This is a genomic window from Micromonospora sp. U21 (assembly GCF_018070045.1).
GTDB lineage: Bacteria > Actinomycetota > Actinomycetes > Mycobacteriales > Micromonosporaceae > Micromonospora.
This window is the reverse complement of sequence record NZ_JAGPYK010000005.1, coordinates 341,060-356,092: the sequence shown is the minus strand read 5'-3', so window position 1 is coordinate 356,092 and position 15,033 is coordinate 341,060. Positions and strand designations below refer to the sequence as shown.

20 protein-coding genes are annotated in these 15,033 nt (G+C 72.4%); 6 read left to right on the top strand and 14 right to left on the bottom strand.

The window, feature by feature from the left end:
* The 5 genes from KBX63_RS09595 to KBX63_RS09575 all read right to left on the bottom strand — a co-directional run.
* The coding region (locus tag KBX63_RS09595; protein ID WP_210910615.1) for a serine/threonine-protein kinase at positions 1–888 on the bottom strand (888 nt) is incomplete at its 3' end.
* Positions 889–1,028: 140 nt separating this feature from the next.
* The gene (locus KBX63_RS09590) at positions 1,029–1,232 is read right to left on the bottom strand and encodes a hypothetical protein (protein WP_247661981.1); all 204 of its coding nucleotides are present in this window, start codon (positions 1,230–1,232) and stop codon (positions 1,029–1,031) included.
* A 2-nt stretch (positions 1,233–1,234) separates the two neighbouring features.
* Complete coding sequence (locus KBX63_RS09585; protein WP_210910613.1) at positions 1,235–2,299, bottom strand: LacI family DNA-binding transcriptional regulator; 1,065 nt, start codon at positions 2,297–2,299, stop codon at positions 1,235–1,237.
* A gap of 166 nt (positions 2,300–2,465) precedes the next feature.
* Positions 2,466–3,347, bottom strand: coding sequence for a helix-turn-helix transcriptional regulator (locus KBX63_RS09580; protein ID WP_247662040.1), 882 nt, complete (start codon positions 3,345–3,347; stop codon positions 2,466–2,468).
* A gap of 146 nt (positions 3,348–3,493) precedes the next feature.
* Complete coding sequence (locus KBX63_RS09575) at positions 3,494–3,733, bottom strand: DUF397 domain-containing protein (RefSeq protein ID WP_210910611.1); 240 nt, start codon at positions 3,731–3,733, stop codon at positions 3,494–3,496.
* Positions 3,734–3,999: 266 nt separating this feature from the next.
* Between KBX63_RS09575 and KBX63_RS09570 the strand changes: the two genes are divergently transcribed.
* The gene (locus KBX63_RS09570; protein ID WP_210910610.1) at positions 4,000–4,650 is read left to right on the top strand and encodes a GGDEF domain-containing protein; all 651 of its coding nucleotides are present in this window, start codon (positions 4,000–4,002) and stop codon (positions 4,648–4,650) included.
* Positions 4,651–4,695: 45 nt separating this feature from the next.
* Here the strand turns inward: KBX63_RS09570 and KBX63_RS09565 are convergent, their stop codons facing one another.
* The 3 genes from KBX63_RS09565 to KBX63_RS09555 form a co-directional block, all read right to left on the bottom strand.
* Entirely contained in the window at positions 4,696–5,712 is a 1,017-nt protein-coding gene (locus tag KBX63_RS09565; RefSeq protein WP_210910609.1) for a phosphotransferase enzyme family protein, read from the bottom strand.
* Between the two features lie 75 nt (positions 5,713–5,787).
* Positions 5,788–6,261 carry an SRPBCC family protein gene (locus KBX63_RS09560; protein WP_210910608.1) on the bottom strand — a complete coding sequence of 158 codons (474 nt, stop codon included), beginning with the start codon at positions 6,259–6,261 and terminating at the stop codon, positions 5,788–5,790.
* Positions 6,245–6,589: a helix-turn-helix transcriptional regulator gene (locus KBX63_RS09555; RefSeq protein ID WP_210910607.1), complete on the bottom strand. Its 345-nt coding sequence runs from the start codon at positions 6,587–6,589 to the stop codon at positions 6,245–6,247. The genes KBX63_RS09560 and KBX63_RS09555 overlap by 17 nt, the downstream gene beginning before the upstream one ends.
* Positions 6,590–6,756: 167 nt before the next feature.
* On the opposite strand from KBX63_RS09555, the gene KBX63_RS09550 reads away from it, so the two are divergent.
* Positions 6,757–7,407, top strand: coding sequence for an NAD(P)H-dependent oxidoreductase (locus KBX63_RS09550; protein ID WP_210910606.1), 651 nt, complete (start codon positions 6,757–6,759; stop codon positions 7,405–7,407).
* A 29-nt stretch (positions 7,408–7,436) separates the two neighbouring features.
* Here KBX63_RS09550 and KBX63_RS09545 read toward each other — a convergent pair whose 3' ends face one another.
* A complete protein-coding gene (locus KBX63_RS09545; RefSeq protein WP_210910605.1) occupies positions 7,437–7,928 on the bottom strand; it encodes a type II toxin-antitoxin system PemK/MazF family toxin in 492 nt (163 codons plus the stop codon).
* 178 nt (positions 7,929–8,106) lie between these two features.
* Here KBX63_RS09545 and KBX63_RS09540 point away from each other — a divergent pair, with 178 nt between their 5' ends.
* The 3 genes from KBX63_RS09540 (at position 8,107) to KBX63_RS09530 (ending at position 11,226) form a co-directional block, all read left to right on the top strand.
* Positions 8,107–8,622 (top strand): NUDIX hydrolase, encoded by a 516-nt coding sequence (locus tag KBX63_RS09540; RefSeq protein WP_210910604.1) that lies wholly within the window; start codon positions 8,107–8,109, stop codon positions 8,620–8,622.
* A 50-nt stretch (positions 8,623–8,672) separates the two neighbouring features.
* Complete coding sequence (locus KBX63_RS09535) at positions 8,673–9,917, top strand: hypothetical protein (RefSeq protein ID WP_210910603.1); 1,245 nt, start codon at positions 8,673–8,675, stop codon at positions 9,915–9,917.
* Positions 9,918–10,416: 499 nt separating this feature from the next.
* Positions 10,417–11,226: a formate/nitrite transporter family protein gene (locus KBX63_RS09530; protein WP_210910602.1), complete on the top strand. Its 810-nt coding sequence runs from the start codon at positions 10,417–10,419 to the stop codon at positions 11,224–11,226.
* 110 nt (positions 11,227–11,336) lie between these two features.
* Here the strand turns inward: KBX63_RS09530 and KBX63_RS09525 are convergent, their stop codons facing one another.
* The 4 genes from KBX63_RS09525 to KBX63_RS09510 all read right to left on the bottom strand — a co-directional run bounded on the left by KBX63_RS09525 (position 11,337) and on the right by KBX63_RS09510 (position 13,175).
* The gene (locus tag KBX63_RS09525) at positions 11,337–11,828 is read right to left on the bottom strand and encodes an NUDIX domain-containing protein (RefSeq protein ID WP_307871662.1); all 492 of its coding nucleotides are present in this window, start codon (positions 11,826–11,828) and stop codon (positions 11,337–11,339) included.
* A gap of 34 nt (positions 11,829–11,862) precedes the next feature.
* Positions 11,863–12,120: a helix-hairpin-helix domain-containing protein gene (locus KBX63_RS09520; RefSeq protein ID WP_247661979.1), complete on the bottom strand. Its 258-nt coding sequence runs from the start codon at positions 12,118–12,120 to the stop codon at positions 11,863–11,865.
* 105 nt (positions 12,121–12,225) lie between these two features.
* The gene (locus tag KBX63_RS09515) at positions 12,226–12,417 is read right to left on the bottom strand and encodes a DUF397 domain-containing protein (RefSeq protein WP_210910601.1); all 192 of its coding nucleotides are present in this window, start codon (positions 12,415–12,417) and stop codon (positions 12,226–12,228) included.
* Positions 12,408–13,175 carry a DUF5753 domain-containing protein gene (locus KBX63_RS09510; RefSeq protein WP_210910600.1) on the bottom strand — a complete coding sequence of 256 codons (768 nt, stop codon included), beginning with the start codon at positions 13,173–13,175 and terminating at the stop codon, positions 12,408–12,410. Before KBX63_RS09510 ends, KBX63_RS09515 begins: the two co-directional genes overlap by 10 nt.
* Before the next feature lie 267 nt (positions 13,176–13,442).
* Here KBX63_RS09510 and KBX63_RS09505 point away from each other — a divergent pair, with 267 nt between their 5' ends.
* Positions 13,443–13,724, top strand: a complete 282-nt coding sequence (locus KBX63_RS09505; protein WP_307871661.1) for a hypothetical protein — start codon at positions 13,443–13,445, stop codon at positions 13,722–13,724.
* A 53-nt stretch (positions 13,725–13,777) separates the two neighbouring features.
* Here KBX63_RS09505 and KBX63_RS09500 read toward each other — a convergent pair whose 3' ends face one another.
* Positions 13,778–14,860, bottom strand: coding sequence for an aromatic acid exporter family protein (locus KBX63_RS09500; RefSeq protein WP_247661978.1), 1,083 nt, complete (start codon positions 14,858–14,860; stop codon positions 13,778–13,780).
* Between the last annotated feature and the right edge of the window lie 173 nt (positions 14,861–15,033).

Genomic DNA, 15,033 nt, shown 5'->3' with positions numbered 1-15,033 from the left:
GGCCGACTGGGCGGCCGGCAGGATGCGCAGCAGCTCGGTGGGCGGCTCGACCGGCTGGCCGGCACCGAACCGGGTGGCCAGTTGCGCGGCGGTCGGTCGGCGGGCCGGGTTGGCAGCCAGGCAGGCGACGGTCAGTTCGGCGATGCCGGTCGGCAGGCCGGGCACCCGCAACGGCGGCACCGGGGTGCCCCGCCGGTGCACCTCCAGCGCGTCCTCCCAGCTCTGCACGGGCAGCGGCGCCTGCCCGGTGAGGGTGCGGTAGAGCAGCGCGCCGAGGGCGTACACGTCGCTGGCCGGGTCGGGCGGGCCGGCGGTCAGCCGCTCCGGGGCGAAGTAGGCCGGGGTGCCCATCAGCGGCTCACCCGCCTGACCGCCGAGCGGATGGTGCGGGCCGCCGAGCGCGGCGATGCCGAAGTCGAGCACCTTGGCACCGGTGTCGGTGAGCATGACGTTGCCGGGCTTGACGTCGCGGTGCACGACGCCGATCCGGTGCGCGGCGGCCAGCGCGGCGGCGATCTGCCCGGCCACCCGCACCGCCTCCGGCCAGGGCAGTGGCCCGGTCCGCAGCCGGTCGGCCAGGTTGTGCCCCTCGACCAGCTCCATCACCAGGTACGGCACCACGGCGCCGCTGGCCAGGGTCGCCTCGGCGTAGTCGTACACCTGGGTCACGTGCGGGTGGGTGAGCCGGGCCGCCGCGCGGGCCTCGCGCTGGATCGTGGCCCGCAGCTGCGGATCGGTGGCGAGCTGCCCGGCGAGCACCTTGACGGCGACCGGCCGGCCGAGCACCTCGTCGTCGGCTCGCCACACCTCGGACATGCCACCGAGACCGATCCGCTCGTGCAGTACGTAGCGGTCGTGGAGACGGAGAGTGGGCATGAACGGCGACATGGCCTCACCAGTCTGCCTTGCTGTGTCGCGCTCGACCACCCAGCGTGCCCGGTCCCGACCTTTTCCTCCCGGGCGTGCCAAAATTGCCGGTGGGGTGGGCCGGGAGCCGGGCCGGCGGTGTCGGCCGGTGCCTCCGAGGGTTACGAGCAGCGGGGCACGGTGGGCAGCGGTCGCGGCTGGATCCGGTCGGCGAGCCGGCGCAGGGCGAGCGCGGTGGCCTGCCGGGTCGGGGCGAGCAGCGCCGGGCGGGCTCGCTCGACCTGGACCGGTGCGTTCGGTCGGGCCGAGTTGACGTGTCGGTTCATCGCGTCGAGGGCGGTGAGGTATCCGGTGGGGTGTTCCATGGTCAACTCCTTGGGACAGGTCCGGTGGAGGTCCGGACGACGAGTGCGGTGGGCAGCAGCACATGACCGGCCGCGGCGTCCGCGGGTGGGTCGAGCAGCAGTTCGGCGGCGATCCGGCCCTTTTCCTCGGCCGGTTGCCGGACGGTGGTGAGGCCGGCCGAGGCGGCCTCGGGGACGTCGTCGAAGCCGGTCACCGAGACCGGTGGGCGGTTGCCAGCCGGTCGCTCGGCCAGCACGTCCAGCACACCGAGGGCGAGCACGTCGGAGCCGGCCAGCACGGCGGTCGGCGGCGTGGGCCGGTCGAACAGCCCGGCGACGGCAGCCGCCGCGGCCTGGCGACTGTTGTCCGGGGCGTTGACCAGGGTCAGCTCGGCCCAGCCGACGCCGACGTCGGCGAACGCGTCGGCGAACCCCGCGAGCCGGCCGTGGGTGGTCGGGTGCGGCACCTGGTCGACCCCGGAGAGGGCGAGCGGGCCGGCCGGTGCGTCGGGCAGCACGGAGTCGGCGAGCAGGGCCACCCGGCGGTGGCCGAGGCCGGCGACGTGCGTGGCCACGCTGCGTGCCGCGGCCCGCTCGTCGATGCCGACGAACCGCTCGTCGAGGCCGGCGTCGTCGCGGGCGGCCGTGCTGACGTACGGCAGCCCGCGGGCCCGAATCACCTCCAACGCCCACTCCTCGTCGGCGACGCAGTAGACGCAGAAACCGTCGACCGCGGCGTTCTCCACCGCGCGACGCGCGTCGGGCTCCGCCCGTGACAGCGGCACCAGCAGCATGCTGGTGCCGTGCCGCTCGGCGGCCTCGCCCACGCCGGCGAGAAAGCGGACCGCGAACGGGTCGGTGAAGGCGTACGACAGTTGCGAGGTGAACAGCACCCCGATCGAGCCGACGAAACCGCGGCGCAGGGAGCGGGCGGTGGGGTTGGGCCCCGGGTAGCCGAGCTGCCGGGCGGCGCCGAGGATCCGCTCGCGCAGCGCGGCGGAGAGCTGGTCGGGGCGGCTGTAGGCGTTGGACACCGTGCTGCGGGAGACGCCGACGGCGTCCGCCACGGCTTGCAGGGTTGGCTTCACCGGCACCCCTCTGCATCGATCCAGTCTGTATCGATACAGAGACTAGCGGGACCGGCCGGCGGCCGTCAATACCAGGCGTCGGCCCGGCCCCGACCGCGGCGGGGCGAGCCAAAAGATGCGCACCGGTCGAGGCCACGGCGCCCGCAGGCGCCGCCCCGGCCGGCGGTCACGCTGGGTAGAGGTCCTCCAGCAGGCGTCCGAGGATCTCCGGGGTGCGCTCCGGCGGCTCCGCCTCGACGCAGAGCCGTTCCATGGCCACCGCGTAATAATCCAGGTCGTCGCGCTTGTCCAGGTAGATGGCGCTGGTGAGTTGTTCGATGTAGACGATGTCGGGCAGTTCCTGGTCACCGAAGCGCAGGATGGTGAACGCGCCACCGGCGGCCGCGTGGCCACCGGCGGCGAACGGGATGACCTGGAGGCGGACGTTCGGCGACTTGGTCGCCTCGATGAGGGCGGTGAGCTGACCGCGCATCACCTCGGCACCGCCGATCGGGCGGCGCAGCGCCGCCTCGTCCACCACCGCCCAGAGCTGCGGCGGGTGCTCCCGGTGGAGCAGCTGCTGGCGCTGCATCCGCAGGGCGACCCGTCGGTCGAGCTCGGCCGGACCGGCCGCGCCGTGCCCGAGCAGCACGACCGCGCGGGCGTACTCACGGGTCTGCAGGAGGCCGGGGACGAACTGCACCTCGTAGGTGCGGATCAGCGCCGCCGCCGCCTCGAGCCCCAGGTAGGACTGGAACCAGGTGGGCAGGACGTCGCCATAGCGGTGCCACCAACCGGGGCTGTTGGCGTCCCGAGCGAGCTTGAGCAGCGCCTCGCGCTCCTGCTCGTCGGTGACGCCGTACAGAGTGAGCAGGTCCGCCACGTCGCGTTCCTTGAAGCCGACCCGGCCCAGCTCCATCCGACTGATCTTGGATTCGGAGGCCCGGATCTCCCAGCCGGCACCCTCCCGGGTCACGCCGCCGGACTCCCGCAGCCGGCGCAGTTGGGCTCCGAGCAGCATGCGCAGCACGGTTGGCCCGCTTGTCGGGCCGCCCTCGGCGGGAACCATCGTCACGTGCGGACCTCCGGATACCGACCAGCGTGGTCGGGCACCCTGGCCCGGCCGACGTGTAAGCATGCCATGGACCGACAGTGAGGTGAACTCCCCCGGACCGGTAGATCAGTCCCGTCACCGGGATGGTCCACGGGGACCGCTCAGTTGATCAGATGGTCGAAGTCGCCGTCCCGCGCGCCGAGCACGAAGGCGGCGATCTCATCCACGGTGTAGATCAACGCCGGCCCCTCCGGATGTCGCGAGTTGCGGAGCGCGATGCCGGCTCCCCCGGGCAGTTCGGCGAGTTCGACACAGTTGCCGCTGGGGTTGCTGCGACGACTCTTCTGCCAGCTCAGCGGTGGCAACTGCTGGATCGGAACGCCATTCGGTGGCTGCTGCATGAGGGCGTCTTTCTGCTCACGAGCCCGCCGGTGGCCGTGGGAGGAGCGGTGACGGCGAGGGGTGCGGTATCGACATCGGACGGTGCTGCACGTGCATCTGCTATTGCATCTGCACCGGACGGCGAGCATGATAACGCACAAGATCGGTGCCTATCCGTTCACATTGAGTTACCTGGCATGGGCATCGATGAGGGGAAACCGGGCCGACGCGGCGCGCGAGCCGTGTCGGTCGATGGCTGGAGGCGATCGCGGCGATGGGAGGGTTCGTGCCGGATCCGATGAGTGTCGCCTCCGGCATCTGCGCCGCCGGCGCGCTGCTCTCCTCCTGGCAACTACGGCGGCGGGCGCTGCGCGCCGAGGCCGAGATCGGGCACCTCCAGGCCGAGCTCGCCGCCGAACGGCACGCCGCCAGCCACGACCCGCTCACCGGGCTGCCCAACCGGCGTGCCTTCTACCACCTCGCGGCCGCCCTGCTCACCGACGCGGCCGGGCAGCCGCTGATCGCCATCGTGCTCGACCTGGACGACTTCAAGCAGATCAACGACCGGTACGGGCACGCCGCCGGCGACCAGGTGCTGATCAGCGTGGCCGAGCGGCTGGCCGGCTTCGCCGGGGACAACCTCGTCGCCCGCCTCGGCGGGGACGAGTTCGCCGGGCTGCTGGCCAGCCCGACCATCGACCGGCGCTGGATCGAGCACGCCGCCCGGCGGCTCAGCGAGACCGTCGCCGCCCCGATCCGGCTGAGCGGGGTCAGCGTCCAGGTGACCGCCTCCGTCGGGCTCGCACCGGTGACCGGCCCGGCCCAGCTCACCGATGCGCTCAGCCGCGCCGACGCGGCCATGTACCAGGCGAAGAGCCTCGGCGGCAGCCGATCGCCGCGCCAGCTCGTGGACAGCGTCCGCCTCGCCGAGTGCTGACCGCTCCGGCGTCCAAGGCCACGTCCCGGCGGCCGGGGCCCGCGCTCAACGAGGCCGGCCGAGGTCGCCCAGCGCGGTGTCGGCGAGCGTGACCAGACCGACCGGCGACACCAGTCCCCGCACGATCCGGGCCGCCCTCGCCCGGTCGGCCACGTCGGCGTCGGGATCCAGCGCCTGACGGGTCCAGTCGGTGAGATCGTCGAGCGCACGGACCGCGAGGAACCAGGCCAGGCGGGTCGGGTCGATGTCGACGCGGCCGTAGCCGGCGAGGGCGGCCACCTGCTGCTCGGCGGTGACCGGCGCGAAGGCGAGCACCCCGTCGGTGAGGAACATCAGGTCGCACTCGGGCGGGGCGAGCACCGCGTCGTCCCAGTCGATCAGCCAGACCTGACCGTCCGGGCCGAGCAGCAGGTTGCCCAGGTGCGGGTCGCCGTGGCAGACCACCACCGGCCGGTCGCGCTGGCCGGAGACGAGGCGCTCGACCTCACCGGCCAGTGTGGACACCCGGTCGGCCACCGCGGCCCAGACGGCCGCCAGCTCGGCGACCGGCGGACCGGCGGGGTCGGCCGGGCCGGGATCGCGCAACCGCTCAGCCGTCGCGCGGGTCGCGGCCACGATCGCCGGGTACGCCGCGCCGCCGGGCGGCAGCAGCCGCACCAGCTCGTCGGTCACCGGCACCGCGTGCACCGCGGCCAGCAGTTCGCCGTACGCGCGCCAGTGGGCCTCGGTCATCGGGCCGTCGAGCGCCCGCTGGTCGGCGACCCACGGCACCACCGAGAGGCGGCGGCCGCCGTGATCGCCGTGCAGCCGCCCGTCGCCGGTCCGCAGGGGCGCGGGGATGCCCGGCACCCCCTGTCCGGCCAGGTGCGCCGTCACGACCAGGCCGGCCGGAGTGCCGCCACCGCTCAGTTTGACCGCGTACCGGGTGCCGTCGGCGGCGTGCGCCCGCCACAGTCGGGCGCGCTGGTCGGCGCCGTGGGTCACCTCGTCCAAGAGGGTCAGGTCGAGGCCGAAATCCGCACGGACCCAGCCGGCCACCTGCTGTGTCGCGTCTTCGAGCACGGGCACACCATGCCACCGGGTGCGCCACCCGGCCCACCGGATTTACCGGTCGCGGCCCGGGTGGCGCGTCCCTGGTCAGCGCAGGGTGGCGAGGTGCCGGTCCAGTGCGGCGTACGACTCGGCTGCGCCCTGCGCCATGCCGGACTCGGCCATGCCGTCGCGCTGCTCGGTGGTGTCGAACCGGGTGGTGCTGGTGACGGTGGTGCGTCCGTCGCGCTCGGTGAAGACCAGCGTCTCCACCGCCACCTGGCCGGGCATGCCCTCGTACTCGAACGTCTGCACGATCCGCTCCGGTACGACGATCTCCCGGAACTCACCGCGGAAGGCGTAGTCGTTGCCGTCGTCGGCGTGTTCGACGTTGCGGTAGCTGCCGCCCTCCCGGAAGTCGATCTCGATCTCCACCGGGTTGCCCCGCCCCCACCAGTGCTTCAGGTGCTCGGCCTGGCTGTGCGCGGCGTAGACCAGCTCGCGCGGGGCGTCGAAGGAACGGGTGAGGGTGATCTCCCGATCGGACGGCATGTCGATGACGAGGTCACTGGGCTTGTTCACGGCTGTTCTCCTTCAGGTCGCGCAGGTAGTCGTCCAATGTGTCGTAACGGTCGTCCCAGAGCCGGCGGTACTGCTCGACCCATTCGGCCAGCGTGCGCAGCGGGGCCGGATCGAGCCGGCAGCGACGCCACTGCGCCTCGCGGGTCCGCACGATCAACCCGGCTCGCTCCAGCACGTTGAGGTGCTTGGAGATCGCCTGAACGCTGATCGGGAACGGCTCCGCCAACTCGTTGACCGTCGCCGCACCGGTCGCCAGCCGGGCCAGGATGGCCCGGCGGGTCGGATCGGCGAGGGCGGCGAACACGGCACTGGCTGGATCTGTTGTCATGTGTCGCTCTCAACCATCTGGCTTATAAACCGTTGGGTTGAATATACCGCCTCGGAAGACGCCGTCAAGCCCTTCGCACCGGAGAGCCCGAACTTGGTGTGGTTCGGCACCCGGCGCGCGGGGTACGGGGTGGCGGTCACCTTGATCGACGGCGGAGAGGAACCCCCGTGGCGAGCATTCGCGCCCTCGCGCTCAACTGCACCCTCAAGCCGTCGCCGGCCCCGTCCAGTTCGGACCAGCTCGCGCGGGAGGTACTCGCCGAGTTGGCCGAGCAGGGGGTGGACGGCGACCTGGTCCGGGTGGTCGACCACGACGTACGGTTCGGGGTGTCGACGGACGAGGGCGACGGGGACGGGTGGCCCGACATCCGGGCAAAGCTCCTGTCGGCCCAGATTCTCATCATCGCGACGCCGATCTGGCTCGGCCAGCCCTCCAGCGTCTGCAAGATGGTCCTCGAACGCCTCGACGCCGAGCTCTCCGAGACCGACGCCGAGGGCCGGCACCTGACGTACGGCAAGGTCGCAGGTGTCGCCGTCGTCGGCAACGAGGACGGCGCGCACCACACCATCGGTCAGGTGCAGCAGGCCCTCAACGAGGTCGGGTTCACCTGCGCCGCCGCCGGCACGACCTACTGGGTCGGCGAGGCGCTGCACACGGTGGACTACCGCGACGCCGGCCCCAAGCCCGACACCACCGGCCGGACCACGAAGGCGTTGGCACTCAACAGCGCACACCTGGCCCGGCTACTCGCCGAGCAGCCGTACCCGCCGCCGGGCACGGGGGGCGCCGGGGTCGGTCCGAGCCGCGACCCGGCCTGACGGCCCACCGCGTGAGCGAGCCGGTGCGGTCAGCGCCAGCCGTAGCCCGCGCGCAGGGCCTGCCCGACCCGGTCGAACCGGGGCCGGTCCAGCACGGCGCCCTCGCGGCGGATGCTGTCCTCGCGCATGGTGAGCACCCGGTCGAGACGGACCCAGCTCGGCCGGTTGTCCCGGTCCCACTCACCGGGCCCGAGCGCGAACCAGTGCCGCTGCCCGTGCCGCTCGCTCTGGCTGGACAGCATCAACCCGAACAGCGTCCGGCTGTGCCGTCCGACGACCAGCACGGGCCGGTCCTTGCCCTGCCGGGGGTCGTCCTCGTACGGCACCCAGGTCCAGACGATCTCCCCGGGGTCGGCCTGGCCGTCCCGCTCCGGGGCGTAGGTCAGCTCGCGCCGCTGCAACGCGCTCACCTGGCGACGGCGAGCCACCTGCGCCGGGGCCGGCCCGGTACGTCGCGGGGACGGAATCACCGCGCCCACCCGGGAGATGCGCGTCGCCACGTTCCTCAACAGACCAGCCACGGCGGGCAGCCTACCGGTCCCCGCGCCGGCCGCCTGGGCGGGCGGCGCTGCGGCAGACTGGTGCCCGGCAGCGGGACGACGCGGAGGTGCTCGCAGTGACCATTGAGGTGCGTACCAGGACTCTCCACGGGACGGCGACGGCGCTCGGTTCCGCCGGGGCGTACACCCTGGTGAACCGATGATTGAGCTGCCGCGCGACCTGCCGGTCCTGGAGCGACGCGCGGTGCGGGTGGTGGTCCTGGACGACACCGACCGGGTGTTGCTGTTCCACACGCGCGACCCGGACCATCCCCGGCTGGGCACCTGGTGGGAGCTGCCCGGCGGCGGCATGGACCCCGGGGAGACGTACCACGACACGGCGGTGCGGGAGCTGCGCGAGGAGACCGGCATCGCGGTCACCGCCGACCAGGTGGGCGCGCCGGCCTGGCGTCGGCGGGCGAGCTTCCTGCACCGTCAGTTGCGCCACGTCCAGGATGAGGTGGTCGTCGCGGTACGGCTGGACGGCCCGGGTCCGGACGTGGACGAGACGGACCGGCTCGACTACGAGCTGGAGGACTACTTCGGCTTCCGTTGGTGGCCGCTGCCCGAGGTGGTGGCCAGCTCGGCCCGCTTCTACCCCGGCCAGCTCTCCCGGCTGATCACGCCCTTCCTGGCCGGCGAGGAGATCGACGAGCCGTTCGAGCTGTGGTCGTGAGCCGGGCCGGCGAGGATGCCGGAGCGCGCGAGGGCGGGCAGAGTGGGGGGATGACGACGGATCTGCACGGGCCGCTCTCCGGATACGCCGCACGGCTGCACGCCACGATCGGCGACCGGCACCACGTCGCCTCCCCGCTCGGCGCCTGGCTGCTGCTCGCGCTCAGCGCCACCACCGCCACCGACCCCGTCGCGGCGAACCGCCCGGCGGCCGACGGGCTGGCGGAGGCCCTCGGCACCGACCTGACCAGCGCGGCCGAGGTCGCCCGCGCGCTGCTGGACGCGCCGCACCCGCTGGTCGCGTCCGCCACCGCGCTCTGGCACCGGCCGGGTCAGGGCGACGGCGGGCCGTCCGACTGGCAGGCCGCCCTGCCCGCGACGACCGAGGTCGGCCCGCTGCCCGACCAGGCCGGGTTGGACGCCTGGGCGCGTGAGCACACCCTCGGCCTGATCGAGAGGTTCCCGCTGCGGGTCGGGCCGGACGTGGTGCTGGCCCTGGCCAGCGCGCTGGCGACCCGGATCTCCTGGGCGGACCCGTTCGAGATCGCCGACGCCGGGGCGCTCGGCCCCGGCAGCGCCTGGGCGGGCCGGCTGCGCCGGGTGCTGTGCAGCCCGCGCCGCGGCCACCGGGGCGCCATCGTCTCGACCGCGCGGGCCGGTGACGTGATCGTGCACGCCGCGCCCGCCCAGGCGGCCGACGGCGCGGGGCTGGTGGTCCTCTCGGTGGCCGCCGAGCCGCACGTGCCGCCGGCCGAGGTGCTGGCCGCCGCGTACCAGCTCAGCGCCGGCGCGGCCGACAGCGCGGAACCGCCCGGCCGCCGCTCGCTGTTCGACCTGCCGCTCGGCGACACTTCCCTGTGGACACTGCGCGAGGAACGGGTACGCACCCGGGCCCGCGACGGCCGCGAGGAACGGCACATGGCGGCGCTCCCCTGCTGGTCGGCCCGCAGCGAGCACGACCTGAGCGCGCCGGCGCTCGGCTTCCCGGCCGCGTCGGCGGCGGTGGCGACGGCGCTGGCCCTGCCGGTGCAGGACTTCGAGGCCCGGCAGGCGGCGATGGCCCGGTTCGGCCGGTACGGCTTCGAGGCGGCTGCGGTGACCGGGATGTTCGAGCTGACCAGCATGCCGCCGGAGGGCGTCGCGCGCACCGCCGAACTGCGCTTCGGCCACCCGTACGCGGTGGTCGCGCTCGCCACCGACAAGCGGGCCGACGGCGCGACCGGGCCTTGGCACGGGGTGCCGGTCTTCTCCGGCTGGGTCGCCGAGCCGGAGGAGCTACCCGAGGCCGACGCCTGAGCCAGGGCGTTCCGAGCGCAGTGACGAAGCGCCCGCCCCGCTCATAAGGTCGGGCGCTTCGGGTACGCCGTGGTCCGGTCACTGTCCCGTCGAGGTAAAGGATCGCGGATGATCAAGGTGCAACCTGCCGTCTGACAGGTAGGTCCGGACGGCGGGCGCGCGAGTTGTTCAGGTCCACTTTTCGGGAATCCAATGATCTTGTAGTCCAGATCGGGTGGGCGGCTGTGCGGGTGACTGCGGACGGTCCCGGCTATCGCGCGGCAGGTCGCTGTGCAGTTGCGCTACAACGGCGGGCTGCTGCTCAACGAGATCTGGATGGCGGTGCGGATCTTGCACGGACCCGGGCTACCCGGGCGGTAGCGGCTCCAGCCCGTTGGGCGCGCGAAGCACATCCGCGGCGACGAATGCCCGGGGTTCGTGCGGCCAAGCCTGCTCACAGGCTGCCCGCACGGCGACTCGGAGCCAAGCGTAACGGCCGGGCTAGGGGGAACACGCCGACATGCGTGAGGAGCGTCGGCACCGGGTCGCCACGCCCACCCGCCCCGAGCCGGAACTCGAGGAGGCCTTCGGCCGGATCGTCGAGGAAGGCACCGTCCGCCTGGCCCGGCCATGGCCGTCCCTGATAGTCACGGCCCTGCTCGGCGGCGTCGACGTCGGCACCGGGGTGCTGGCGTACCTGCTCGTTGACCAGGTCACCGGTGAGCCGCTGCTGGCCGGTGCGGCCTTCGGCATTGGCTTCGCCGCGCTGCTGCTGGCCCGCAGCGAACTGTTCACCGAGAATTTCCTGGTACCGGTGACCGCAGTGGCCGCCCGGCACGGCCGTTTCCGGGCCCTGGTCCGGCTCTGGTCCGTCGCGCTCGCCGGCAACCTGCTCGGCGGCTGGCTGGTCGCCTGGCTGATCACCAGCGGCTACCCGGAACTGCGGGACACCGCGATCAGCACCGGCGCCCACTACGCGCAGCTCGGGGTCAATCTGCGCTCATTCGCCCTGGCCGTACTCGCCGGCATGGTGATCACTCTGATGACCCGGATGCAGCACGCCACGGAGAACCTCGGCATCCGGCTGGTCGCCGCGCTGCTGTTCGGTGCCCTGCTCGCCGGGGGACAGCTCTTCCACAGCGTGCTGGATTCGACCTTCATGTTCGCCGCGCTCACCGCCGGTGACGCGCCCTTCGGCTACCGGGACTGGCTCGGCGCGCTGGTCTGGTCGGCGTTCGGCAACATCCTGGGCGGGGTGGGTCTCGTCGCGTTCCTGCGGATGCCACGGGTATGGCACCCGTTGGCACAGGAACGGGCCCGCCACCGGTGAACCCCGGCCGGGCGGTGCGCGCGGATACGGCTGCCTGGCTTGGCGGTCTGCGGCCCCCCGGCGGTGAGCTTCACCCTGATCGGACACCTTCCCCCGCCCGCGATCGGCGCTCAATCGAGCGACGAAACGCGTCTGCCTTTGAGATGCGAAGACAGGACCACCGCGGAGGAGACCGCCAGCTCACGGTCGAATACCTCACCTCGGGGTACGAACACCATGGCTTGTCCCTCGCCAAGGACCACGTCCTGCTGCCGCGCCCTCGTGGTGCCACCGAACGCGTGCACCGTCACCGTGTGCGGGAAGCCGGGCTCATACGGACGCAGACCACTCCACAGCGGCTCCAGCTCATCCGCCGTCAAGCCCGTCTCTTCCAGCAGTTCGCGACGGGCTGCGTCCTCAGGCGACTCGCCGGGCTCGATGTGGCCGCCTGGCAGGCTCCACTGGTTCGGCGAGGCGGCGGCGTCCTCATCGCGATGCTGCAGAAGCACCGCGCCTGAGGAATCGACCAGCAGCACGAGCGCGACGTCGTAGGTGGCCATTGCGAGATCGTGCCACGCCCGTACTTGCGAGAGCGCCCGCACCATCAGCGCGGACTCGTTCACCAGACCAGCTGAAGGATCAGGTGACGTTGAGTTTCTAACCCAGGCTCAGGCTGTGCTGCTTGAGCGCACTCTGGATGATGTCGAGCGCTTTCGGCCCCATGCCGTGCAGCTTGGCCAGCTCGTCGCGTGGCACCCCTACAAGGTCACGCAGGGCCGGGTAACCAGCGTTGTTCAAGGCTCGCGTCGCTGGTGCACCGATCTTCGGCAGGGTGTCGAGGGAGGAAGTCACGCCGCTCATCATGTCGCGTCCGGCCCATGGCTGCACTGTTGTCGCGTAGCGCGCCGCGATCATCCGGACAAGTTTCGGGAGGCAGAGGGCGTGTCCGACGTACGGTGGCCGTCCTCGTGCCCGCGCCGTCCAGCGCCCGTACAGGCGCTTCGGGTGCGTCGTGTCCGGTTACGACCGCTCTACGACGTGAGTGACGAATGCCCGCCACGCCGTCGAGCCGAAGGCCAGGGTGCCGCCGTCGCGGTTCTTCGTGTCCCGGACCAGGACGACACCGGGCAGATTGTCCGCGACTTCTACACAGTCGCCGCCGTTGCTACCGCTCTTGGTGCTCTTGCGCCACCGGGCGCCGGTCATGTCCATGAGGCTGCCGCTTCTTTCAGGAGGTCCAGGGACCGCCCGCGGGGAAGGGCCTCGCCCCGGATGCGTTCCCACCGTCGCTCCAGCGTAGCAATTTCCGATGCCTGGTCGACGATCTGCGCTTGCGCCTGGCTGTCCACATGCGCCACTCGTGTCCCGTCCTGCAGTTCGGCAAGCGTGAACGGCCCGTTCAGCCCCGGGTAGGCTGCCGCCTCGCTCGGCACGACGTGGAGCTGAACGCTCGGCAGGTCGGCACAGGCCACGAGGTGGGCGAGCTGGGCAGCCATGAGCGCCCGGCCACCGGCGACCGGACGGCGGATGATTCCCTCGTCGAGCACCGCGACGAACAGGGGCCCGCGCTCACGGGTGAGGATTGCCTGCCGATCGATGCGCGCCGCGACCAACTGGTCTATCTCGGCTGGGATCAGCGCCTCCCAAGCGAGCGTGGCTCGTGCGTACGCCTCGGTCTGGAGCAGGCCCGGCACCCAGGCGAGCTGGAAGGCCCGCAGCGCGACCGCCTCGCGCTCGATGTCGACCCACGGTCGGAACCACACCGGCTCCCGGCGGTTGAGCACGTCCGGCCATAGGTCCATCACGTCCTTTCGGAGGATCTTTGCTACCTCGGCACGGTGGCGGGTCTGCGGGATGCGCCCCGGGTTTGCCCACCGGGCGACGGTCTTCGGGTGCAGACCGATGCGGCCGGCCAGACTCTCGGCCGTCTCGCACGCCTCGGCGAGCGCCGCGACGAATGCATGGTTCATGCCCGCGTCCCTTCGGGAGCAAATGGAACGTACCGAAGAAATCATCTAACGCTGTGTGATTGTCAAGCAACCCTCGGCAGGGTGCTGAGTAGACGGCGCGAGCGGTGGAGGCGACAGGAGCCCGGCGTGCGCGTCCGTAGCGGGGGCCCGGTCGACCCGACGGCGAGCACCGAGGCCGGGCCCCCATTCCATCACCGGATGCGAGGGGAAGCCGTGCCGCACACACCGAAGCCGCCCGATCCGGGGCCCACGAGCCGGGGTGCAACGGTGCCGGCACGGACGATCCAATCCGGTGACATGCTGCGCCTGACCCGGGACGCGAGCCCGCAGTTCGTCCGGGCGGTCACGGTCCGCGTGATCCGCGTGCTGGCCGACCGGCAGACCTATGCGGGTTGGCTGTGGATCGAGTGCTACGAGTTGGCCCCGAACGGCGACGCGGTAGCCCGCCGCGAGCTGTACCTGATGCCCGAGGGCGTGCGCCGGCCCGCGGCTCCGCCCGCCCCGGTCCGTCGGCGCCGGCCGGTCGCACCCCGACGGGTGACGGTGTGACCCGCCGCCCGGATCACCTCCCCTCGCGGCCCACCTGGCGCTGCCAGGCGGACTCATTCACGCGTACCACCCGCCCGAACAGAGTCCTCGCCCTGCTGCACCGCATCGCGTACCTCTTCGTTCGCCCTTGTCGCGTCACAACCGGTGGCGCGAAGGAGGTCGCTGGCGGCGGTACGCACCTGGGTCACCACCGCGTCCCCGAACTCGTCGATCCCCTGGGCGCGCGCCCGGCCGGCCCGGTAGGCGGCGGCGCGTACCGCGTGGAGGGTCCTCTCGGTGGGGCGCCCGGCGCGATGCTCACGGCGCAGCAGCTCGACAGCGTCGGCGAGTTGTCCGACGCTGCCGGCCAGGTCGGGGGGAACCGGTTCGTTGTACTGCAAGGCCAGCGCTGACCGGCGGGCCACTCCCCGACTGTGCTCGATGACCCGTTCCACCTGCTGGCTCGCGCGCGCGAATCGCTCCACATCCTGACGGCGCAGCCAGCGGGCCGGCGCGAGGCTGATCACCTCCTCGGCGCCGCTGAGGGCCTGGTGCATCCGGTCGAGGTCCGGTCCCATGCCACGTAGGGTGTCCAACGCGCGCACCGCCCGCTGCTGATCGCCAGTCGTCAGCGCGGCGGAAACCTCCCGCAGCTGACGGGCGAGGCAGTGGAAGATCGGGGCCGCGTCACGGTCGAGGATCCGCATCGGGTTCAGCGGCACCAGCAACGCGACCACCACGAGGCCCACCACTCCGCCGACCATCGCCTCCACGATTCGCGGCCATTCCAGGTCCTGCTGACCTGGTGCCAGGGTCGCGAGCAGCACCGCCGTACCGCCGGCCTGGCCGACGGCTGCCCCGCTGCGCCCGAACAGCACCAGTGTGGCGACGATGGCGCATCCGACGACGAATCCGGTCTGCCGAAACCCGGTGCCCAGAAACGACAGCAGGAGGTCGGTGGTGGCGATGCCGAGCCCGACTCCGAGCAGCAGTTCGACCGTGCGGTGGGCACGCTGCCCGAGTGAGGCGACGATCGTGCCCACCGCGGCGGAGGGGGCGAAGATCGGCGCGGGGTTGCCCAGCAGATCGTGACCTATCGACCAGGCCAGAGCTGCGGCGAGCCCGGCCTGCACCGAGATCACCAGGGCGACTTCCAACTGACTCAGCCGCAGCCGTCCCGCCCGGCCACCTCGACCCCGAACCCGAGCAGCGGTCGCCTTCGCACGCGCCGCCAGCCGGTCACGCCGTGTCGGGCTGGTGCCCGGCCGGCGGCGACCATCAGGATTCACCGAGCACTCGTACCACGGCGCAGCTCGACAGGTCCGGCCAA